At 50.5% G+C, this 21,899-nt stretch carries 16 protein-coding genes and 3 pseudogenes; 15 read left to right on the top strand and 4 right to left on the bottom strand.

Annotation, left to right across the window (positions count from 1 at the left end; genetic code table 11):
- Positions 1–3: 3 nt before the first annotated feature.
- From V8I28_RS11755 to tnpB, 3 genes and pseudogenes are all read left to right on the top strand, one after another.
- Positions 4–2,511 carry a glycoside hydrolase family 31 protein gene (locus V8I28_RS11755; RefSeq protein WP_341780283.1) on the top strand — a complete coding sequence of 836 codons (2,508 nt, stop codon included), beginning with the start codon at positions 4–6 and terminating at the stop codon, positions 2,509–2,511.
- Between the two features lie 87 nt (positions 2,512–2,598).
- Complete coding sequence (locus V8I28_RS11760) at positions 2,599–2,781, top strand: hypothetical protein (protein ID WP_341780284.1); 183 nt, start codon at positions 2,599–2,601, stop codon at positions 2,779–2,781.
- Positions 2,771–3,128 (top strand): annotated as a pseudogene (gene tnpB / locus V8I28_RS11765) (IS66 family insertion sequence element accessory protein TnpB). The gene V8I28_RS11760 and the pseudogene tnpB overlap by 11 nt, the downstream one beginning before the upstream one ends.
- Positions 3,129–3,231: 103 nt before the next feature.
- Here the strand turns inward: tnpB and V8I28_RS11770 are convergent.
- Positions 3,232–4,266 (bottom strand): annotated as a pseudogene (locus V8I28_RS11770) (IS30 family transposase).
- Between the two features lie 120 nt (positions 4,267–4,386).
- On the opposite strand from V8I28_RS11770, the pseudogene tnpA reads away from it, so the two are divergent.
- The 6 genes and pseudogenes from tnpA to V8I28_RS11800 form a co-directional block, all read left to right on the top strand.
- Positions 4,387–4,594, top strand: a pseudogene (gene tnpA, locus V8I28_RS11775) (IS200/IS605 family transposase); the annotation flags it as partial.
- 403 nt (positions 4,595–4,997) lie between these two features.
- Positions 4,998–6,293: a PTS transporter subunit EIIC gene (locus tag V8I28_RS11780; protein ID WP_341780285.1), complete on the top strand. Its 1,296-nt coding sequence runs from the start codon at positions 4,998–5,000 to the stop codon at positions 6,291–6,293.
- Positions 6,283–7,173, top strand: coding sequence for an alpha/beta hydrolase (locus V8I28_RS11785; RefSeq protein ID WP_341780286.1), 891 nt, complete (start codon positions 6,283–6,285; stop codon positions 7,171–7,173). The genes V8I28_RS11780 and V8I28_RS11785 overlap by 11 nt, the downstream gene beginning before the upstream one ends.
- Positions 7,174–7,217: 44 nt before the next feature.
- Positions 7,218–8,075: a LysR family transcriptional regulator gene (locus tag V8I28_RS11790; RefSeq protein ID WP_341780287.1), complete on the top strand. Its 858-nt coding sequence runs from the start codon at positions 7,218–7,220 to the stop codon at positions 8,073–8,075.
- A gap of 326 nt (positions 8,076–8,401) precedes the next feature.
- Positions 8,402–9,247 carry a sulfite exporter TauE/SafE family protein gene (locus V8I28_RS11795; protein ID WP_341780288.1) on the top strand — a complete coding sequence of 282 codons (846 nt, stop codon included), beginning with the start codon at positions 8,402–8,404 and terminating at the stop codon, positions 9,245–9,247.
- A complete protein-coding gene (locus V8I28_RS11800; protein ID WP_341780289.1) occupies positions 9,247–9,627 on the top strand; it encodes a DUF1634 domain-containing protein in 381 nt (126 codons plus the stop codon). Before V8I28_RS11795 ends, V8I28_RS11800 begins: the two co-directional genes overlap by 1 nt.
- A gap of 62 nt (positions 9,628–9,689) precedes the next feature.
- On the opposite strand, the gene V8I28_RS11805 is transcribed toward V8I28_RS11800, so the two are convergent.
- The gene (locus V8I28_RS11805; protein WP_341780290.1) at positions 9,690–10,448 is read right to left on the bottom strand and encodes an SDR family oxidoreductase; all 759 of its coding nucleotides are present in this window, start codon (positions 10,446–10,448) and stop codon (positions 9,690–9,692) included.
- 288 nt (positions 10,449–10,736) lie between these two features.
- On the opposite strand from V8I28_RS11805, the gene V8I28_RS11810 reads away from it, so the two are divergent.
- Together V8I28_RS11810 and V8I28_RS11815 are read left to right on the top strand one after the other, a co-directional pair.
- Complete coding sequence (locus V8I28_RS11810) at positions 10,737–11,957, top strand: multidrug efflux MFS transporter (RefSeq protein WP_341780291.1); 1,221 nt, start codon at positions 10,737–10,739, stop codon at positions 11,955–11,957.
- 15 nt (positions 11,958–11,972) lie between these two features.
- On the top strand, positions 11,973–12,641 hold the full coding sequence (locus tag V8I28_RS11815) for a GTP pyrophosphokinase (protein ID WP_341780292.1): 669 nt from the start codon (positions 11,973–11,975) through the stop codon (positions 12,639–12,641).
- A 358-nt stretch (positions 12,642–12,999) separates the two neighbouring features.
- Here the strand turns inward: V8I28_RS11815 and V8I28_RS11820 are convergent, their stop codons facing one another.
- Positions 13,000–13,203 carry a YjzD family protein gene (locus V8I28_RS11820; RefSeq protein WP_341780293.1) on the bottom strand — a complete coding sequence of 68 codons (204 nt, stop codon included), beginning with the start codon at positions 13,201–13,203 and terminating at the stop codon, positions 13,000–13,002.
- Positions 13,204–13,480: 277 nt separating this feature from the next.
- Between V8I28_RS11820 and V8I28_RS11825 the strand changes: the two genes are divergently transcribed.
- The gene (locus V8I28_RS11825) at positions 13,481–14,677 is read left to right on the top strand and encodes a cation:proton antiporter (RefSeq protein WP_341780294.1); all 1,197 of its coding nucleotides are present in this window, start codon (positions 13,481–13,483) and stop codon (positions 14,675–14,677) included.
- Positions 14,678–14,996: 319 nt separating this feature from the next.
- Here the strand turns inward: V8I28_RS11825 and V8I28_RS11830 are convergent, their stop codons facing one another.
- On the bottom strand, positions 14,997–17,708 hold the full coding sequence (locus tag V8I28_RS11830; RefSeq protein WP_341780295.1) for a YfhO family protein: 2,712 nt from the start codon (positions 17,706–17,708) through the stop codon (positions 14,997–14,999).
- A gap of 789 nt (positions 17,709–18,497) precedes the next feature.
- On the opposite strand from V8I28_RS11830, the gene V8I28_RS11835 reads away from it, so the two are divergent.
- The 3 genes from V8I28_RS11835 (at position 18,498) to V8I28_RS11845 (ending at position 21,728) form a co-directional block, all read left to right on the top strand.
- Positions 18,498–19,190, top strand: a complete 693-nt coding sequence (locus V8I28_RS11835; RefSeq protein ID WP_341780296.1) for a response regulator transcription factor — start codon at positions 18,498–18,500, stop codon at positions 19,188–19,190.
- Positions 19,180–20,514, top strand: a complete 1,335-nt coding sequence (locus V8I28_RS11840; protein ID WP_341780297.1) for a sensor histidine kinase — start codon at positions 19,180–19,182, stop codon at positions 20,512–20,514. The genes V8I28_RS11835 and V8I28_RS11840 overlap by 11 nt, the downstream gene beginning before the upstream one ends.
- Before the next feature lie 248 nt (positions 20,515–20,762).
- Positions 20,763–21,728, top strand: coding sequence for a LacI family DNA-binding transcriptional regulator (locus tag V8I28_RS11845; RefSeq protein WP_341780298.1), 966 nt, complete (start codon positions 20,763–20,765; stop codon positions 21,726–21,728).
- Positions 21,729–21,899: the final 171 nt, after the last annotated feature.

A 21,899-nucleotide genomic window follows, 5' to 3' on the forward strand; every position in this document is an offset into this window, starting at 1 on the left:
AAAATGATTTTAAGAGAAATCTATTCGTGTGAAAAGAAAGATAATGAATATTATTTGCGTGGAGATTCGGCTGATATGATAGTAATGTTTTTAACATGTGATATTGTTCGGGTTCGAGTCTCATTTGACAGGAATTTTAAGGAAAAATCGTACTCTTTAATAAAGACAGCCTGGAAGGACGAGATGGATAATTTATTTGAGGGAGAACGGACACGAATCAATGCTTTAAATATTGATGTTGAAGATAAGTCTAACTGTTATGTGTTCAAAACAAACTCTTTAAAGATTGAAATTTATAAAAAGCCGGCTAAGGTTACTATTTGGGATAATGAAGGTAATGAAATCTATACAGATCTGTCAGAACGTTCATACGAACGAGACTTTTTAGGACGAACGTTTCATTATGTTCAGACTGATCCAAAACATGATCATTATTATGGATTTGGTGAAAAAACAGGCAAACTGGATAAAATTGGTGATCGTATGAGAATGTCACCTAAGGATGCCATTGGGCATGATCCCGAAAGTGGCGATCCATTATACAAACATATTCCTTTTTATATTAAACTAAATGATGAGTCTCAAAATGCAAGTGGCTTTTTTTATGACAATACGTATGAGTCCACATTTGACATGGGGAAAGAAAGAAGTGGATACTGGGCTCCTTATAGTTATTACGAAGCTGATGGTGGTGACATCAACTTGTTCTTTATTAACGGTCCCTCGGTTAGTGATGTCATTAATCGCTACACGTTCCTAACTGGTAAACAGGCTTTACCCCCTAAACAGAGTCTAGGATATACAGCCTCTACAATGTATTATGCTGAGTTAGAAAAAGATGCTGATAGGGAAATTTACGATGTTATTGATACATACGACAAAGAAAAAATTAACATTGATAACTTCTGGCTAGCTTCAGGATACTCTTCAGGCGTGACAGATAATTTAAGATACACCTTTAATTGGAACAATAGACGTTTTCCAAATCCCGATCAATTCTTTAAAAAAATGAATGACAAGGGAATAAATGTTATCCCCAATCTAAAACCAGGTGTCTTAGAGAATCATCCTTATATGGAAACGTATCGCGAGGCAGATGCGTTTATAAAAAATTCGGATGGAAAAGAAGATTATATTGGAAGATGGTGGGGTGGTGCTGGTCGATTCGTTGACTTTACAAATCCCCAAGCTAGAAATGTTTGGAAAGAGTTGCTAAAGAAAACAATATTACAAAAAGGAACATCTACAGTTTGGAATGATAATTGTGAATATGACGGAGTTGAAGATCGGAATGCAATCTGTGATGATGAGGGGCATAAAACGCCAATTGCTGAATTAAAATCAGTTCAACCCAATATGATGGCATATGCTGCAAAGCAAGCAATTGGTGAAATAAATAAGAATCAGCGACCTTACATCATTAATCGCGCTGGTTATGCTGGAATTCAACGGTACGCTCAAACTTGGGCTGGTGATAATTTAACGGATTGGCGAACGCTTAAATATGAAATTAATACCATTCTAGGTATGGGTCTATCCGGAGTGGCTAATCAGGGATGTGATATTGGTGGTTTTGCCGGTGGTGTTCCTGAGGGAGAATTGTTATTACGGTGGATCCAAAATGGTATCTTTCAACCACGTTTTTGCATCAATTCTGCTAATGATGACAACACTGTTACTCAGCCTTTTATGTATGAAGAATATAATGACTATGTTCGCGACGCCTATCACTTGAGGTATCGATTGTTACCTTATCTGTATTCTATGTTTGCTCAGGCGCATAAAACTGGTTTACCAATTTGGCGTCCAACGTTCATGGAATTTCAAAATGATGTAAACTGTTATGATGATCGAAGCTCTTCGTTTATGTTTGGACCGTCACTTTTAGTAGCAAATGTTGTCGAAAAAGGGGCTACTACGCGAAAGGTCTATTTACCAAATGGGGCTAAGTGGTATGACTTAAACAATTTTCTGAAAGAGTACGATGGTGGTCAGGTAATTGAAATTCCAGTTGGATTAGACAGTATACCAATGTTTCTACGAGATAATGGTATTTTTATTACATCTCCTGATATTGAGCGTATTACTAAGGACACGCTTAAACATCTTGACATTCTAATTGGTGATGCGGAGAATAGTCACTTTACGTACTATGATGATGATGGAGTCACTAATGATTTTGAGAAGGGAGTTTACAGAAAAACAGACATTGTTGTTTCTGGAACGTCACAAAAAAAGATTCATTTTGAATCTAGCGGTTCTTATAAGGACAGTCTGGAAGCTATGACAATTCGGCTTATTGATAAACGAAAAGGAGCCCTTTGGGTTTCTATAGATGGAAAGCAGGTGAAACGGTACTTAGTTAAACAGCAGTGGGAAGATGCAGATGAAGGATGGTACTACAATCTTTCTGATCAAACAATTATGGTTAAAGGTAGAATTCCACAAAAGGATAGTTTTGATGTTATAGTGTCAACTGAAAAGTTTGATTTAATTGGAATGCAGGATTAAGGTAAGCACCTAATAACTGACCGTCTATGATTGATGGTCGCAACACGATATGATTACCTCATCAAATAAATTGGTGAGGTTTTTATTATGGACAAACCAGATATCGTGCAAGTCAAAATGCCGCGTCAGGCTGTTGGAACAACGCCAGTTGTTCCCAGCCGGGCAGTTCAGCTCAAAGTTGGCAAAAATAAGTCAGTTATTATCTACAATAAGGCCAATGGTTATATAGTTGACGCGCTCTTAAAGGCAGTGTTTAACGATGCTCATTGATCTGAGTAAGATTGGACAAGTTTATATTGTCTGTGGCAAGACCGATCTTCGCCGCGGAATCGACGGATTAGCGGGTGTTGTTCAGGAGCAGTTCAATTTTGATCCATACAACCCAGCGCTCTATCTCTTCTGCGGTACCAGAAAGGACCGTTTCAAAGCTCTTTACTGGGACGGAGACGTTGTATAAGCGTTTGGAGAATGGTCGGCTCCAATGGCCAACGAATCAGGATGCTGTGCGGAAATTGAATTATAAGCAATTCGTACGCCTTCTTAGCGGTTGGTCGCTTGACGCGACCGTTCATAAAATCAGGCCACCTAGGTGTACAAGCCTGACCACAGAAAGATAGCTATCCATCTTGGAATGACTCGCAAATTGCAAGAACAAGTTAGCCACTGAGACCAAATACTGATACCAAGGGGTTCTCAGGGGCTTGGAGAGGAGCGATACGCCTAGCCGAAGCGCTCAGCTGGCGGTTGGAAACCCAGTTGGCGACGAGGCAAATTGTTTAGCTTGTCGGCCGCCTTGGCGACGTCAGCTGGACTGATAGCGTCGAGGGACGTGCCCTTAGGAAAGTACCGGCGAATCATGCGGTTATGGACCTCGTTTGAGCCGCGCTCGCTGGACGTGTAAGGATGTGTAAAGTAGACTGGGGCAACTGATGCCATGACTTGCGGAAGGGTCGCAAACTCAGGATCATTGTCCGCAGTAATTGATTCGATAATGGGCCCGTACTCAGCGATGATTGACTTCATCGCGTAGGCCACTGAATCGGCGTTGCGACCGTCAATCAAGCGGATAATTTGGAAGCGCGTCTGGCGTTCGATCAACGTCAAGATGACACTCTCTTGACCATCGCGCTTCCCGACGATTGTGTCGATTTCAAAATGCCCGAACGCCTCACGAGAATCCACTTCCGCAGGACGTTCCTCATTACTTTGACCCAATAGGCGCCGATACTTGTGGGCGGTGCTCACGTGCTTTGGTGGGCGACGGCTTAACTTCTCAGCAAGATCTAGGTTACAGATCTCTAGGAACCGTTTATCGATGTACTTGTACAAGTCTGGGTGCAGACCATCTCTTCCGGTCGAAAGAGGCCAAGCGCTTTAGCTCGACCGACCACGGCGTCTGGTGCCCAGCCATCAGTCTTAAAGCGCTCCACAAAGAAGGCCAGAAAGTCCGCCACCTGGGTGAACTTGTACGGCCGGTGACAGGCCACCCGCTTCTCGTGATAGCATCGTTCAGCAGTAGACTTCATGGTACTTCTCCTTGCCGTTAACCCGCTGTTTATTGGACACCAAGCCTCGCTTGATCTCGTTACTGATAGTCTGGTGACTGACCCCAATCAGATCAGCTATTTTACGGCGAGAATACCCGTCATGGTTGAAGTAGACCTCGATGTTTCCACGTTCCTTCAAAGTTAGATGGTGACCCTTGGGGCGATTCATGGTAAGCTGTTCTTGCATCAAGACGAAGACCTCTTTCATTGTTTGTGTAGGAACTCCAATGATACCTGAGATTTACGTCTTGGTGTATTTTTTTGGTCTAAATTTCTAAGTGGCTAACTTGATTATAAAATTCGCCGTATAAAGAAGTTAAGATTCTTTTTAGGAAGTATTCCACCTAAGCTTATGGTGTCGAGTTTTATGGGATGCTTAAAGGTGGAGTGTGATGACGATGTTTGACCGGCATGCAAATTTGAAATGTAAATTTTGAGATCGACACTTTTGGTCAGTGGGATATTATGTGAGTACGATGGGATTGAACGAAGCTACAATCAAGAAGTATATTCGTGATCAAGAAAGAAATGATTAGGTCGTGGATAGACTCGTTATTTGTGGGTAGGAGGATCCTTTTAAGGGTGGTAGTTAATACTAACGCCGCTTAAAAAGTAGAAAAATTGCAAATACAATTTAGCTTTGACGCCCAGAAGCTATCATCTTGAGACGCCGGCCGGAACCCAGTGTTCATAGCCTTTCGGTTCACTATTGAACTTTTGGCTTACGAAAAATAAGCATGAATTATTCTGCAAGTGTAATTGGATTATCTAAAGTCATCATGTAAGAGGGTTCATGTTTACGCTGTATGTCGTCTTCTTTTGATACTTTTCCGATGAATATGTGTGTTGTTATGCTTAAATTTGTAAGACGTTAGCCACCCGCTTTCACGAAAACCCCGTATAATGAAATTAACAGACAAACGAAGTGGGGGCGTGAGGATGGTTGGACAATTACGGGGATTATGGCGACTCAACCAGCGGGTTAATCAGTGGCGGGCGATGCGTGCGGTTCGTGAAGCGTTACGTGTGGCCTATCCGTTTATTTTAGTCATGGCGCTAACTGATGTGATTGGGCAGGGCTGCCTCTCCAAGAGTGGCTTTTTCTTTCAAATTTATCACATTGGGAGTTGGCTACCGGGGATCACCCTGTGGCGTCAGGCCCTGCAAGCCGTGAGTGTGGTGGTCAATGGCTTGGTGGCCGTGATGATTGCCTTCACCACGGGGCATTATTTGGCCCGCACCTATCACACGGAACCTTTAGCCGTGGGGATGATGAGTGCGCTCGCCTTCCTGACGCTAAATGTAAACTATAGCGCCCTAGGGCAAAATGGTCCGACCGGGTCGTCATTTCTCGAGGCCAACCTGGGCCCTCAGGGAATCTTTTTGTCAATTCTAGTGGGATTAGGTGTCGGCTGGTTGGCTAGCCATGTCATGCAGGGTCTCGCTAAATGGTGGCTACGGCGGCATCAGGTCGCCCTGTCCTGGACCAGTCGGATTGCCTGGTCGCTGATCGTGGTCCTGAGTCTCACGGTAGCAATTGGCTACGGCTTGAGCTGGATCGGCGGCGGGGGCATCAATAATTTGGTCTATCTGTCATTGCAGACGCTCAACACCAATCTGGGCCACGATGGCCTGCGCATCCTAACCATGACGGCGATTAGCAACGGCCTGTGGTGGCTGGGGTTAATCGGTCCCATTGACGTGGCGGGCAACAGCTCGGTCACGTCCCTACAAAATCTGGCCTACGCCGTGCAACACGGGTCCGGCTGGGACGCCCCACATCCCGTGACGTTACATACGCTGGGAGACGCCTATGCCAACTTCGGTGGGGCGGGGATGACGCTGGCCCTTATCATCGCGATTTGGATTGGCTCGCGACAGGCGAGTTACCGCCGGGTGGCCAATCAAACGGTGATCCCGAACCTTTTGAATCTAAACGAACCCACACTCCTAGGGCTCCCGGTCCTCTTTAATCCGGTACTGCTGGTGCCCTTCGTGATGGCGCCGGCCGTCAATATCGTCTTGGCCTGGGCCGCCATCTCGTGGAAACTGGTGCCGCCAATTGTGTATCCCGTGCCACGGACCACGCCCGGGCCACTGGTCGCTTACCTCGGGACCGGTGGGGATTGGCGAGCATTGCTCTTGAGCCTGCTGTGTCTGGGCGTGTCGGTCGTGATTTACCTGCCCTTTGTTCGGCTACTCAATGATGCGGGAGGTGTTGACCATGCGGCGTAATTGGTGGCGATGGTTACTGGTTCTACTGGTTGTGCTGGCGATCTTTCTTCCCAGTCAATTCTGGTTAAAGCAGCGTATCACCCAGTACAAGTCTAATTATAAAACGCCTTTGAGTCCCACCATCATGGTGCCGGGGTCGAGTGCCAGTCAGAACCGATTCGATACGTTGATTACCCAGTTGCGGAAGGAAACCAAGTCGGCGCACAGCGTCTTAAAGGTCCGGGTCGCCGAGAGTGGCCAGCTGACCTATACCGGGTCGATTAAACGTGGCGACAATCATCCCTTTATCGTGGTGGCGTTTGAGAATAATCGCGACGGTTACAGCAACATCAATAAACAGGCGCAGTGGCTCGACCTGGCCTTTAAGGATCTCGTGAAGACCTACCATTTCAATCACTTCTCGATGCTGGGGCACTCGAACGGTGGGCTGATTCTCAGCGTCTTTCTGGAGAAATATTTAACGCAGACGGCTCACGTCAAGCCGGAGCGGCTGATGACGATTGCCACGCCGTACAATATGGAATCGGATAGCACCACGAAGCAGACGGCCATCTTGCGCGAATTGATTAAGGGCCGATCACGGTTGCCCAAGAAGCTCACCGTTTACTCGGTGGCGGGAACGGAGAACTATTCGAGCGACGGGACCGTTCCGGCGAACAGCGTCAACCAAGGCAAGTACGTCTTTCAAAATCAAGTCGCCCACTACACCCAGATCACGGTGACGGGGGACGACACGACCCACTCCGATCTGCCACAAAACAAGCAGATTATCCTCCTGATTCGGCAGTATCTGCTCCAAGAAGTCTTGCCGGACAAGGACCGGGTCTCGGTCATCAAACGTTCCCAGCACGCCGATACCGATGAGACGGGGCTCCCATAATTTCTGGTATAATGGTCTAAACGATACGTGGGAGGGCGCAGAACATGAATTTTCGGCAACTGGAATATTTCTTAGCAGTGGCCGATGCCGGTCAAATCACGGCGGCCGCGCAACAGCTACACATGGCCCAGCCCCCACTGAGCTATCAGATTAAACAGTTGGAAAAAGAACTGGGTGTGGTCCTTTTGAATCGCTCGGCCACTGGCGTCACGCTAACGCCGGCCGGGCAACTTTTACGCGACTATGCGCGTCAATTGGTGGACTTACGTGACCGGGCGGATAGCCAAGTCCGGTCGCTGGGGCAAGGGTTAGCGGGGGTGCTTTCGGTGGGCGTGGTGTCGTCATCGATTGGTGCCACGCCGAATGCCAAGCTCCGGACGTTGACGCGGCACTATCCCAAGGTGCAATTACGCTTATTTGAAGACAACACGTACGGGTTGATTGACCGTTTAGCCAAACACCTAATAGACGTGGCCATCGTGCGGACGCCGTTTACCGCGCCGGGCTTAGCGAGTAAGGAACTGGCCACGGAGAATATGGTGGCGGTGGTGCCCAAGAAGTATGATCATTTCAGTGGCGCCAGTTTACAGGTTTCGGAATTGGCCAACGTCCCGCTAATTATCTATCGGCGGTTCGAACAAATCTTTCAAACCACCTTCGAGGAGCAGAGAATTCAGCCCTTCGTTGCCTGCACTTGCGATGATGCCAGAACTGCCGTTCAGTGGGCCGAAGCCCGGATGGGGGTTGCGTTGGTTCCCCAGACGGTGGCCGAAGAGATTAGTGGGGCGGCCTTGGCAATTCGCCCAATTCGCTACCGACCGTGGCGGACGACGTTAAAATTGGTGTGGCCGGCCGATATTGCCCCCAGCCCACTGTTACAACGCTTCATTGATAGTTATTAGATATATGATAAATACAAATTTAACGATTCTGCCATACTTTTATCGTATGGGAGAATCGTTTTGGTTTGTAACCGGTTTAATCGTGATCCGACCGGGCCTTGAACGGTGTTAGGCGGCGGTGACCCGCTAGATCGATGGTCAATAAAGCTATATGCAGGTCATCACAAGGACAGGGTAGTGCTCTAATCTAACGCTATTCTACCGGTGTTGGTCAGATGTTCATTTTTACACAAAAGAAATTAATCTTTTTATCGCCGGTGCTTGCCCCCAGCGGCTGAAAGGCTGATAATCAAGGGCGTAGATTGATTCGTGAGGAGGAAAAACACATGATTCAAACAGCCTTAATCATGATTGGTGTGGGTATCTTTGCCGGCATCGCGGGCGCCATTCTGGGTATCGGTGGCGGCATGATTATTACGCCAATCCTGACGCTGGGAATGGGCCTGAACATTAAATACGCCATTGGCGCTAGCATTATTGCGGTGATCGCCACGAGCTCGGGGTCCACAATTGCCTATCTGCGAGATAACGTCTTGAACCTGCGGGTGGCGATGTTCCTGGAGATTGCCACGACCATCGGGGCCATCGTCGGGGCGCTCTTGACGGGGGTATTGGACCCCAAGTACCTGTACTTGCTGTTCGGGTGCCTGCTGGTCTTCTCCGGGTGGAACATGTATCGCAAGTTGCGGCGGGGCCAAGAGGTCTTGCAACGCGTCGAGCCGGATAAGATTGCCAGTAAGCTCAAGCTAAACGGCACCTATTACGACAAGGCCGAGATGAAGGCTATCGACTATCAGGTTGAGAATGTGCCGGCCGGCTTTTCGGTGATGTTCGGTGCCGGCGTAGCCAGTGGCCTGCTGGGGATTGGTTCCGGGGCCTTCAAGGTGATGGCGATGGATACCTTTATGAAGATGCCGCTCAAGCCGTCCAGCTCCACGTCTAACCTGATGATGGGGGTCACGGCGGCCGCGAGTGCCACGGTTTACTTTTTTAATGGGTCCATTTTGCCAGGTGTCGCCGTACCCATGGCCTTGGGGATCCTCGGTGGCGCCGTGATTGGGTCGCGGATCATGCAGGTCTTGCCGGCCCGCTGGATTCGGATAGTCTTTATTCCGATTATCCTGTACATCGGGATTGAAATGTTACTGAAAGGATTGGGGGTCCACTTCTAATGCCAGAAAAAACGAACGCCACGGCCACGGAAATGGCCCAAGTCGAAACGATCATTGGTCGGATTCTCCAAGTGGGGGTGGTCTTCTCGGCCATCGTCATGGGTATCGGGCTAGTCATTTTCCTCGCGACCGGGGATTCCGGTTATGCGGGGAATACGGTTCCCCTGACCATGGGGGCGATTCTGCTGGGAACTTGGCAGTTAAAGGCCTACGCCATCATGATGTTGGGGACGTACTGTTTGATTTTGACCCCGGTTCTGCGGGTCGTGGTTTCCATCTATGCGTTTTATAAGGAACGCGACCACCTCTACGTGGCGATTACCACATTGGTTCTGATTATTCTGATGGTTGCCTTGTTGATTGGCTTGACGGGTAAATAATTAGAGACGAAAAAAGTCACCGGCGACTGCCAGTGACTTTTTATTTTACAGAAATTAAGGGTTTATTGTGCGGTGTAACCACCATCGACAACGAATTCAGCACCCGTAGCGAACTTGGATTCGTCAGAACCTAAGTAGACACAGATCCAGGCGATATCGTTAGGTTCACCGATGTGGCCCATTGGCGTCTTCGTCCGTTCAGACATAGCGGCTTCGGCACCAGGAAGATCGTCAACTAATGGCGTCTTGATGTAGCCAGGGTGGACCGTGTTAACCCGAACATCGTAGTCCTTCAAAGCACAGTCAACGGCAGCTGACTTGGACATGATTCGAACAGCACCCTTAGAAGCGTTGTAAGCACCCAGGTTAGGGTCCCCAACAAGGCCTTCGATGGAAGAAATGTTGATGATTGAAGCGCCGAGGTTCTTGTTCTTCATCCGTTGAATACCCAGACGAGTTCCGTAGAAGACACCATCCAAGTTAACGGCTAATTGCTTCTTCCATTCTTCAGTTGTGGTGTTTTCAACACTCTTGTTAACGGCCATCCCGGCGTTGTTAACGATCGTGGTAACGGGGCCAAAGGCTTTTTCAGTCGTGTCGAATAACTTCGTCCAGCCTTCTTCATCAGTAGCATCGTGTTGGAAGAATTGGATAACATCTGGGCCACCAATGCTCTTAGCAGCCTTTTCACCAACGTCACTGTGACGTCCAGTGATCATAACCTTGGCGCCTTCTTCAACGAATTTGTCAGCAACGGCCAACCCAATTCCGAGAGTACCACCCGTAACGATTGCAACTTTTCCATCTAAACGATGTGCCATTTGTATTACCTCCAAAATTTTTGTGTTCTGCGTCATGTGTTTTTGCTGAATCCCAAGTGAAGCGGCCGAATGGTCAACTGAGGGGTGCCATTAGCACCGTCAACAAAAGTGTAAGTGAACAACGTCACATGCTTGTCACCTATTATGAAACAAAACCATCAAAATTCCAACCCTTTTATTAAAAAAATTTACAAAAAGTTTTAGCGATCATGATAACGGCTTCGCACCGGGATTTATGCTACACTAATAGTTAATGCAATTTTAGAAAAGTTAAGAGGCGATCGCATCGTGGGCACACGAAAACCTGAACAATGGCGGCGAAATTTGGCCGTTCTGTGGTTAGGAACGTTTATTGCTGGGATGGGCTTTAGCGAAGTCATGCCCTTCCTGTCACTATATGTTGACGATTTAGGGACGTTTACCAAGGGCCAACTCACCATGTACAGTGGGGTAACCTACGCCGTGACCTTCCTAGTGATTGCGCTGGTTTCCCCGTTGTGGGGCAAACTGGCCGACACCAAGGGCCGTAAGATTATGTTACTGCGTTCTTCATTTGGGATGGCCATCGTGATCGGCCTGATGGGGTTTGTTAGTAATGTATGGCAACTAATTGCGCTCAGATTCCTACAGGGCTTCTTCGCGGGCTATATTCCCAATGCCACCGCGTTGATTGCGGCGGAGACGCCCCGCGAGAAGAGTGGCAATGCGCTGGGTATTCTGACGACCGGGTACGTGAGTGGTAACCTGATTGGTCCGGTTCTCGGTGGGATTTTGGCCCAAGTCTTCTCGATTCGGTGGACGTTCATTCTGACCGGGATCTTTCTGATCATCGTCTTCTTCCTCAGCGCCACGATGGTTCACGAACACTTCACGCCGATCACTCGAGATCAGCAAGAACAGTCGGGCAGTTGGTTACGCCAGGTCAAACGGCCCAAGCTGATGATGGTCCTCCTGGTCTCCACGATGATTATTCAAATGGGGAACAACTCGATTACGCCCATCATCAGTCTTTACGTGAAGCAACTCATGCACAACGTGGGACCCATCACGCTGGTGGCCGGCATCATCGCGGCCCTACCCGGAATTTCCACGCTGATGGCGGCTCCCAAGCTGGGTGAATATGGCGATCGGCGGGGAACCAGTCGGGTGCTGGTCTTCGGCTACATTTTCGCCGTTTTGATGTATTTTCCGCAAGGATTCGTCACCAGTGTCTGGCTTCTGGGGATTCTACGGTTTATGATTGGGATATCCGACGGGGCACTATTCCCGGCGGTGCAGACGATGTTAACGAAGAATTCGCCCCAGGCGCTCACTGGGACGGTCTTCAGCTGGAACCAGTCCTTTCAGGCGCTGGGGAGCATGCTGGGGTCGTTGTTGGGTGGCCTGGTGGCAAATATCTTCAACTATAATGGCGTGTTTATGTTCACGGCCATTACTTTATTGCTGAACTTTCTGTTGTTATGGTGGGTAGTTCCTGAAATACGGCAGTTTCGGCATCAAAACGCATAACTAGGAAGGATTATTATGGCTAACGAGAATTTACCAACGCAATTTGCGGAGGACCCCACTTCACTGGCAGCGGTCGGCCAATTTCGACGGTTGATGTTGGATTACAACAGTGCGGTGAAGGTCGTTCGCACCAAGATTGAATACTTAGATCAGGAATATAAAATTTTACATGGCCATACCCTGGTGGACAGCCTCCAGTCGCGAATCAAGTCGCCGGAAAGTATTCTGGAGAAGGTTCAACGCAAGCATTTTAAATTCGACCTCAGGACCCTACCGGACGAGATGCACGACATCGCCGGTATCCGGGTGATCGTTCGTTTTGAAGACGACATCTTGGCGATGGAGAGTCGCTTGGAAAAACAGCCGGACATTCAGATTCTGCGGCGAAAGGACTACATCACCCATCCCAAACCGAATGGCTACCGTAGCCTGCATCTGATCCTTTCGGTGCCCGTCTACCTGGACGCCGGGGTGGAACCAGTAAAGGTGGAAGTCCAGATTCGCACGATTGCCATGAACTTCTGGGCCTCGTTGGAACACGAACTGAGTTACAAGAAGAACGTCCAGCACCAGGCCGAGTTACGGCAGGAGCTGATTGCCAAGGCCCAGCTGGTTCACCAGCTGGACCAGGATATGAACGCCATCAAGAACCAGATTCGGGCGGAAGACGCGCAGAGTCTGTGAGAATGGTTTGCGGCAGTTGAAGGTTGCGTGTTGAAAATTAACTGGTTTCAGCAACCTTGTCCGAGCTGGCCGCCTTACCGTTCACCAAATATGGGTTGGATCGCGGTAGACGGACCGAGCCTGAAAAGCGGTCTGGGCCTCACTTTGAGCCGAAAGCTCACGTCTCAAAGACGCCAGTCCCCCACAGCAGGCGGAACCCCTGGCAGGCGCAGGCTCCTGGTAAGAACACCGTTGCAGGCGCAGGTGGCCGTTAGCGCACAGTTTAAGGGCTTCAAAGTTGGTTGAAATTTAGCGTAAACAAAAAACCCTGGCAAATCCGCCAAGGTCGGTTGTTTCGGTCATGCTTATTGTGAACGTTTTATTTACCTTCAGAAGTCTTGACGTCGCTACGGCCGAGTAATGTAATGCCATTGACGGCGATAACAGCGACTATGGCCATGGTAATACCGATAGTCATTGGGTCGTAAGTCATTGCCTTCAAGGTACCGGCGATGTAACCAACGACTTCACCGAAGATAACTGCCCAAAAAATCACGACTAAATTAGAAGCTAACCACTTCACACGCGTCACCTCACAATCGTTATTAGTTTAACACGATTCACGGGTTGCGGGTAGCTATAATTTTGTTGTGGGACGCAAACTCCCGGTCTGATGCGGTTGAGTTGCGGTGTGGGCAACTTTTCGGTATAATACAGGATAATTAAATTAAAACTGGTTGAAGCGGCTGCTTTCAAGAATCGTGTTTCCCTTGGGTTGGGGGGACCGTTTTGAGGCGGCCGCTTTTTGATTGCCCGTAGAAATAAGCGGGGCAATCGGGGACAGCAAAAGGAGGACACTTGTGGAACTATTACGAAATCTAACGTTAATTCTCTTGGCCACGACCATCGTGGGCCATTACAGCACGCGCATCGGGATTCCCGCGGTCATCGGACAGCTTCTGGTGGGGGTCGTCATCGGACCGGCGCTGCTAGGGTGGGTCAGTCTGACTCACGTTTTAGATAGCTATGCCGAATTGGGTGTGATTATTCTGATGTTTATTGCCGGTCTGGAGAGCGACCTCAAGCTACTGAAACGCTACTTAAAACCCAGCGTCTTAGTGGCCTTGATGGGGGTCATCATCCCGGTCATCGGGACGTATCTGGTCGGCATGTTGTATCATTTAGGAACGGTTGAAAGCCTCTTTATCAGCGTGATCTTTGCGGCAACGTCCGTGTCCATTTCGGTCGAGGTCTTGAAGGAAATGAACGCCTTGAACAGCCGGGAGGGGACCACGATTCTTGGGGCTGCTGTGGTCGACGATGTCCTGGCCGTGGTCATCTTGAGTGTCCTGGTATCCACCACGGGAACGGCGGTGGGCGACAGCGCAGCGGCTTCCGGTAGCCTGTTGCTGACCACGATTGAACAGATTGTCTACTTTGCGGCCATTTACTTCGTGGTTCGCTGGTTAGCGCCGTACATGGCCAAGATTGGCGACCGGCTGATGATTCCCATGGGGCAGACGCTGATGGCCATCATCCTGTGTTTTGGGATGGCCTACGTGGCCGAACTGGTGGGCCTGAGTGACGTAGTGGGGGCCTTCTTTGCCGGAATCGCTATCTCACAGACCAGCGCCAAGTCTACGGTCGACCGGCACATCGAACCAATTGGTTATGCCCTGTTTATTCCGGTCTTCTTCGTCAGCATTGGGCTGAACATGGACTTCAACGGCCTGGGCAAGCAGCTGGGCTTCATCGCCGTTCTAACCGTTGTGGCGGTTCTAACCAAGTTAATCGGTGCCGGTGGGGGTGCCAAGATGGCGGGCTTCTCGCTGCCAAGTGCCACTGCGGTGGGGGCCGGAATGGTCTCCCGTGGTGAAATGGCGCTGATTATCGCGCAGATCGGGTACACGGCCAAACTGATGTCGCCGGTCCGCTACTCGGCGATTGTGGCGGCCATCATCATTGCCACGTTGGTCGCGCCGTTCCTGCTGCGGGTAACGATGGACCACGCGCACAAGGGTGAGGTGGATCGGTCGAAGGTCCGACCAGCGGAATAGGTAACGCTAAAGTTTAAGGAACAGCGGTCGGGCAAGTCTTCCGACCGCTTTTTTTGTGTAACTAGAAAGTAGAATGAATGCGTTGGTTCCCGGAACGCCGGTGTTCCGCCCACTAGAATGGGTAAAACAAAGGTCCTGCGCCTGTCAGGGATGGGGGGACATCTTTTCGTGGTGAAAACAAAAGTTGCGATTATTTTGCCAAATCGTGCAACAAACAGCCGGCAAAATACATTAGTAATAAATAGAGGCCCAAAAAGGGGTTCGCGTAAAATGCACGCTAACCCCTCGGACCCTTTATTTTAACGGTTGAAGCAAAGTCTTATTCTTCGCGCCGCTTGCGGCGAATGCTTCGACGCCATTCCCCAGCGATGACCAGGAAGGCGAAGATGGCGGCACCTAAGGCACTCAGCAACGCGCCACTCTTCAAGCCCGGCGTCGTGTATGTCAGGATGACGCGGTTCTTGCCCGCGTGGATCGGCACGCCAATCATGCCACGGTAGTTCTTGACCACGGGAATGATGGACTGGGCGTGCATGGCCGAGCGAATCTTGACCGGTCGGCCGTTGACCGTGGCGTGCCACCCCGGTGTGTTGGGAATCGAGACGTAGAGCAGGCGGCGTTGCGCGCTTCCTTTGACGCTACCGGATAGCCAGGTGACGCCACTTTTGCGGCTGAGCTTGAAGCGTTGCTGCTTCAGACTCTGCGCCAGACTGACCAGCTTGGCCTGATCCAGTGACACGAATTCGTTGCTGTAGCCGGCCTCGGGTTGGGTGGTGACGTAACTCACCGTGACCACTTCACCCTTGCGATGCTGGCCCAGCTTGAAGACGTACCGGGTGCCATCGGCGTTGATCATCGGCTTGGCCTTCTTGCCATTGACCTGCAAGCTCGAGTAAATGACGTTGGTTGTCGGTGAGTAGCCGTGTAACAGGCCCGTGGCGTTGACGCGGAGCTTAAAGGTCTGCACGTACCGGGGACCGGAATGGGCGTTGCGCTTGGCAGCGACCCGCTTGCCCTCAGTAGCCGAAGCCTTGTGCGCGGTGACGCCCAGCACCGTGGCGCGAGACAGCGTATCCGGCTTAGCGCCCAGTGCGTCCAGCACCATCTGCTGGTTGAACAGCGCCGTTTGGTCGCGTAGTTGGACATCGGCCAGCTTGGTCGGCACGGCGAATCCGAGTCCGGCGTAAGAGTCGAGCTTGGTGATTGGGTGACGGTTGTTCGCGTTCAGCCGGTATTTGACACTGAACAGCATGTCCGTCAGGTGGGTGTAGCCCTGCGCGCTAATCCGCCGCACGTTAGGACTAAAGTACCCCAGATCGTGCTGGAAGACGCGGGCCTGCTCGTCTAGCGTTGAGGAGTAGGAGCTGAGCCCGGCGTAGTCCAGCATTAGCGGGTCGTTGTAGTGGTTATACGGCCCGGAATAGGCATTGCCAATGGACGAATGCAGGTAGTCGACCCGGTGAAGATTGAACTTGGTCGACGAGGCGTTGATGCGATCCAACAGGGCCGCGTCCTTCTTGAAGTACTTTTCAAACTTGGTTTCCGACCCGAAGTCCATGCCCCGCGAGGCCAGATAGAGGTTACTCCCCAGCTCACCGGAAATGATCAGGATCATCAGACCGATTCGAATCGGCCGCCACTCGGTGATGAAGACCAACATGGTATTGAGCAGTAACAGGCCCAGTGCCAGCCACAGCAAGTGAAAGTTAGGCTGACTGTTGGCGTAGAGCTCGTTGTTGTAGCTAGGCATGAAGCGATTCCAGAGTTGCGGAATGAATTGAGCCGAGACGAACCCGATGGTAAGCAGTCCGGCGCCCCAGAGCAACGCCAAAAACTTTTGTGGATCGTTCATGGTCTGATCGGGATGGGTCTGCCAGGCGCGGTAGGCCGTGATCAGGGCCAGGAACGTGAAGAAGTAGACGTTACGGAACGGAAAGCCAGCGGGTTGTTGAAACATGTGCCAAATGGTGTTGAACAGCGTGACAAACAGGCTTAAGCCCATCGCAATCAACAGCCACATGGTCCGCGTCTTTTCGACCGCCTTAATCTTGGGAGAGACGAAGTAAACGATGAGGAGTAGGAACATCAAGGTCCCCATGAACAGGCTCGGCGCGTGGTAGAGGTGGGAATGAAAGTCCCCGGTGCCTACGCCAAATTGGGCCAAGACTTCCGGGCCGAACAGTGGTGTCGGGAGGTAATTTTCAATAAAGAAATTACTCTTACCCGTTAACAACATGCCGAGCGCCGTGGGAATCAAGACGATCATGGACATGAGTCCGGCGAGCAACGACCCGATGAAGAACTGCCGAATCGCCGGCCAGTGCATTCGCCACGTTTCCCGAAATGGCGTCGGTACGGGCTGATGTTCCACAATCAGGTAAATGAAGTACATGACCGAAAACAGGCAGGTCATGTAGCCCAGGTAGTAGTTGGAAAAAATGGTGATGGTCAGACTCACCGTATACAGCCCAAAGTGATGGGTGCTAACGATCCGGTGAAGGCCCAACGCCACCAGCGGCAACCAGATTAAGGCGTCCAACCACATGATGTCGTAGAAATACATGGCCACGAAGCCGCACAGGCTAAAGGCCGTTGAGAATAGCAACAGGGACCAACCACTACGCAGAAAGGCGTGGCGTAAGAAGATCGCCATGGTCAGGCCGATGGTACTAATTTTTAAGATCATGATCCACGCCACGGCAGTCGGTAACTGCGCGGCCGGGAACAGAAAAATCAAGAGATTAAACGGGCTGATGACGTAGTAGGTTAACAATGGCACCATGCTACTGCCCGTCCCCAGTGCGAATGAAAACAAGTGAAACTGCCCGTGCGTCACGGTCGAGCGCAGATATTCTAGGATTGGAATATACTGTGCGCCCGTGTCGCTAAACAACAGACTATGCTTGCCAAAGGGCGTGACCTTGAGTTGCCAAAAGACCACGCACATGATGACCAGCGGAATTAAAAATGCCCCCAAATACACCCAGCGACTTACCCTTAACTTCGCTAAGGCGTTGTGATGTTGCTCCATGAAAAACCCCTCCGTTGATGACAATCAAAATGTCTGACCTTAATAGGATAACATTCTCTGTACTTGGATAAAAGTTTACTCTAAATTAAGAGTATTGCGGCAAAGAACGTGCTAAACTTCGGATAAACTTAGACTTTGGTAAGGAAAAATAACTTAAGGTTGCGTTATCGTTAATGAGATAGACTATAATCTTAGCTATAGGTTGGAATTTTAGGGATTGCTGTGGCTGGCCGCCTACCGTTCGTGATGGCCTGGTTACCTGCGGCTGCCAACGATTCTACCTGCTGTGGGGAACGGTGTGAGCCACAGAGCGGTCTCACCCCTCGCTTGAAAGCCATGCTAAAATCGCATGTCTTCCAAGTCATCCCACCCAGCAAACTGACCAAAAACGTCAGCTAACTGGGTCATCACGGCTGGCGCCATCATTGGCCTCCTCCGGCATAGACTGCTGGAGAACGAGTCGATGGCGTTGGCCAGTACGACGAGAATAGTCGTTTTTTGACTAACCAATTTTGCTGAGGGACGCTAACATAGCCGAGAGTGAAGCCCAAGATGAGCTCAGCCGTGGGATTCCCTTAGCGGCAGGGCCTTTGCCGGTTAGGGAATGGCGCCTTTGAGACGCGATTTATCGGCTCAAAGCGCGGTAAAAGACCGTTTCTCAGGCTTTTACCGGTCCCCCCACCGCGTTCCAGCTCATCTTGGGTGAACGGTAGGCGGATAACTTGGCGGGGGTTGCCCAGCCAATAAAAAGATTTAGAACACGGATAAAACCAAAAGGAGGAATGCCCGTTGCGTACGACTGCTAAAGTATTAGTTGTGGAAGATGAAAGAGAACTGTCCGCGGACATTGTGGAATTAATCAAACCAATTTGTGAAACGACCACCGCCTACGATGGCGAACAGGGGGAATTTCTAGCGAGCCAAGACGTCTTTGACGCGATTATCCTGGATCTGATGTTGCCTGGTGAGAGTGGGTTGGACCTGCTTTTACACATTCGCAATAAAGGGGTGAAGACGCCCGTTTTGATTCTGACGGCCAAGGACACGATTGCCGACAAGCTACGTGGCTTTAATGATGGGGCCGATGATTATGTCACCAAGCCATTCCACCGTGAAGAATTGCTGGCGCGCATGAAGGCTTTATTGAAGCGCACAGGCCATTTGAACAGTACCGATGTCATTAGCCTCGGTCAGTTGTCAATCAACACTAGCAAGCATCTAGCCACCTTTAAGGACCAACCGTTGACGCTCAAGGGACGCGAGTTTGACTTGCTGGCCTATTTGGTCGCCAATCCCGGCACAATTATCACGAAGGAACAGATTTTTAACCGGCTGTGGGGCTTTGACTCCGAGACCAGCCTGTCCGTGGTCGAAGTCTACATGAGTAACCTGCGAAAGGAGCTCAAGAACGCCGGCAGTGACCTGTCATTACGCACGATTCGTAATGCGGGCTACATTGTGGAGGCGCCCGATGAGCAATAAAGTTAACCGGGCCCAACAGTGGCGTCTGTTTATTAGTAATTTCATTGGGTTTACCGTTATTTTCGTCTTACTGGGGGTCATCGTCTTCGTGCTGTTTCGCAATGCTATGCTGACCAGCACGGATCAGGCCTTACGCGTCGAACGGACCTCGCGGTTGAGCGGCGCCCCAGTAGCCAAGAAGCCGATCGACCAGGGAAAACCCGGGCATCGGGTTCAGACGAGTCGGGCAATTCATCCGTTTATGACCACGACCTTGATCTTTAACGATGCCGGCAAGATTACGAACCACGCCCAACTGGGGTCCCGGTATGACACGTTAAAAAATATTCACCTGGACACGTCGCAGGTGGGGCAGCTCCACACGATTCAGGTTGGCGGCAAGTATAATTTCCGCACGTTGCTGGTCCGCGTTCCCAAGACTAACGCCGACAAGATGGTGGCGGGTAAGTACCTCTTGATTATGGAAAATATCGACCCGCAGAAAGCCGCCATGAGTAACTTCACGCGCGTCTTGCTGATTACGATGGGCGTCTTCTGGCTGCTCTCCATTCTGATGAGCATCTGGATGTCACGCCTAACCATGCGGCCAATCCTGAAGTCGTGGGGCCGCCAAACGGAATTCGTGGGCAATGCGGCTCATGAGTTGCGAACGCCGCTCACGATTATCCAGAATAAGCTGGAACTGTTACTGACGAAGCCCAATGATAAAATTATTGACCAAGCGGAAAACATTGCCATCGCCAATAGCGAGAGTCAACGGCTACAGAAGCTGACGCAGGACCTGTTGGCGCTGGCCCGGTCGGACTCGAATACGTTGCAGACGAACTTTGAGGGAACCCATGTGGCGTCATTTTTACAACGCACGGTGGAACCGTACACGGAGATTGCGGCCAGTCAGGGTAAGAAGTTAGTCCTGGCGCCGGTGGTGGACTTCAAGGCGACCTTGGATCAGAACCTCATTCACCAGTTGATGAACATCCTAATTGATAATGCCCTGAAGTATTCACCGCAGGGCAGTACCATTACGTTGTCAGCGAAGGTCGTGGGGCGGAAATGGCAACTGATTGTGGCCGACCAAGGCATTGGCGTGAATGACGCGGATCGCAAACGCATCTTTGACCGCTTCTACCGGGTCGACAGTTCGCGGAGCCGCCAGACCGGGGGCAACGGGCTGGGGTTATCGATTGCCCATTGGATTGTGGACTTGCACCACGGGAATATCGTGGTGAAGCCTAATCAGCCCCACGGAAGCCAGTTCGTGACCACCTTGCCGCTGACGCCGGCCAGTGGACTCAGCGGGCGTCACGATAAGCCGCGCGGCTAACCCCTTGCCAAGTGAAGGCCTCAACTCACGAGGCCTTTTTTAATACATAACTATACCATTTCAGGAGAACCCCCGTCGAAGTCTCCCATAGATAAACCAACACCACGTTACCCATCGAAAACAACTTCTGACGGAATATATAGACCAATTGCTGAAAATTGCCGCATGACTGGTTTTCATTGCGCCGGTTCTATGGTAAGATTTGATTCATGAGGACACTGTTAAGTGCGTAAGGAGCTTTTGAAAAGATGCTAACCATTCGTGATATTGCCGCAAAGGCGGGGGTTTCCGTCTCCACCGCCTCGCGGGCATTGAATAATAATCCGCGGATCAGCGCCGCCACCCGGAAACGGATTCAGGCGCTGGCCGCCGCCGAGGGCTATCGGCCCAACTACAACGCTAAAAATTTAACCTCGGGTGAGGCGAATGCCGTGGGCGTGGTCTTTCCGACGTCCGATCGCAATTCGACCGACAATCCGTTTTACATCGATATTCTACGGGGAATCAATACCGAGCTGATGAAGCGACAATACGTGTTGTCCGTAGCCATCAGCAAGACGGCCGACGACCTGTTAGAAAACGTCAAGGCGATGGTCGCCCAGGGCAAGATCAAGCGGTTCGTGCTCCTGTACGTTCACCAGGACGACCCCGTGGCGGCTTTTCTCCGCGAGAAGCACCTGCACTTTGTGACGATTGGGGAACCCGTCGATGGACAGGCCGATTACTTCGTCGACAATGACAATCTGGAGGCCGGGATCGGCGGCGCCAGTTTCTTACTCGACCAGTTGGCCGTTAAACACCCCGTCTTTGTCGAGTCCGGTCACGATTGGGGTTATGAGCGGTTGCGGCGCCAAGGGTATGAACGGGTGGCGGCCCGTTTTAACGTGGAACCGTTAACTTGCAAGCTCCGCGATCTCGAATACGTCCAATCCTTTATCCAACACCATCCCGAGATTGATGGGATTATGGCGACCGATGACTTCAACGCCATCGAATTTTACCGGCTGATGCGCGAACAGTACGCTGTGCGGCATTTTCCAGTGGTCAGCTATAATCAGTCGCTACCGGCTGGTCTGACGGATGCCAACCTCCATTCGGTCAATTTATTCCCCGAAAAGATGGGATCGGCGACGGTTAGTCTGTTGTTCAATGACCGTCAGGATGAGGATGGAAACGCCACCAAACAGATCCGAATTCCGTATGAAATTAAATAAAAAATTGTTGCCCGGTTGAGGAAAGTCAAATCCTACAGCCGGGCCTTTTTGAACTGTCAGGTGTGAAAACGTACACAAAGAAACTTTTGCGCAAACGGTTGCATTTTTATGTAAGCGGTGCCATAATGATTCCACGAAGCAAGTTATCTTTTAGCAATTATTTAAGTAACA

It is taken from the genome of Levilactobacillus sp. HBUAS70063 (genome assembly GCF_038374745.1).
In the GTDB taxonomy this organism is placed as follows: Bacteria; Bacillota; Bacilli; order Lactobacillales; family Lactobacillaceae; genus Levilactobacillus.

Excerpts from the sequence above, each read along its gene's own strand:
- V8I28_RS11785 (WP_341780286.1), top strand. The coding sequence starts at position 6,283 with ATGCGGCGTAATTGGTGGCGATGGTTACTGGTTCTACTGGTTGTGCTG.
- V8I28_RS11780 (WP_341780285.1), top strand. The coding sequence starts at position 4,998 with ATGGTTGGACAATTACGGGGATTATGGCGACTCAACCAGCGGGTTAAT.
- V8I28_RS11845 (WP_341780298.1), top strand. The coding sequence starts at position 20,763 with ATGCTAACCATTCGTGATATTGCCGCAAAGGCGGGGGTTTCCGTCTCC.
- V8I28_RS11760 (WP_341780284.1), top strand. The coding sequence starts at position 2,599 with ATGGACAAACCAGATATCGTGCAAGTCAAAATGCCGCGTCAGGCTGTT.
- V8I28_RS11830 (WP_341780295.1), bottom strand. The coding sequence starts at position 17,708 with ATGGAGCAACATCACAACGCCTTAGCGAAGTTAAGGGTAAGTCGCTGG.
- V8I28_RS11795 (WP_341780288.1), top strand. The coding sequence starts at position 8,402 with ATGATTCAAACAGCCTTAATCATGATTGGTGTGGGTATCTTTGCCGGC.
- V8I28_RS11840 (WP_341780297.1), top strand. The coding sequence starts at position 19,180 with ATGAGCAATAAAGTTAACCGGGCCCAACAGTGGCGTCTGTTTATTAGT.
- V8I28_RS11805 (WP_341780290.1), bottom strand. The coding sequence starts at position 10,448 with ATGGCACATCGTTTAGATGGAAAAGTTGCAATCGTTACGGGTGGTACT.
- V8I28_RS11815 (WP_341780292.1), top strand. The coding sequence starts at position 11,973 with ATGGCTAACGAGAATTTACCAACGCAATTTGCGGAGGACCCCACTTCA.
- V8I28_RS11790 (WP_341780287.1), top strand. The coding sequence starts at position 7,218 with ATGAATTTTCGGCAACTGGAATATTTCTTAGCAGTGGCCGATGCCGGT.
- V8I28_RS11755 (WP_341780283.1), top strand. The coding sequence starts at position 4 with ATGATTTTAAGAGAAATCTATTCGTGTGAAAAGAAAGATAATGAATAT.
- V8I28_RS11800 (WP_341780289.1), top strand. The coding sequence starts at position 9,247 with ATGCCAGAAAAAACGAACGCCACGGCCACGGAAATGGCCCAAGTCGAA.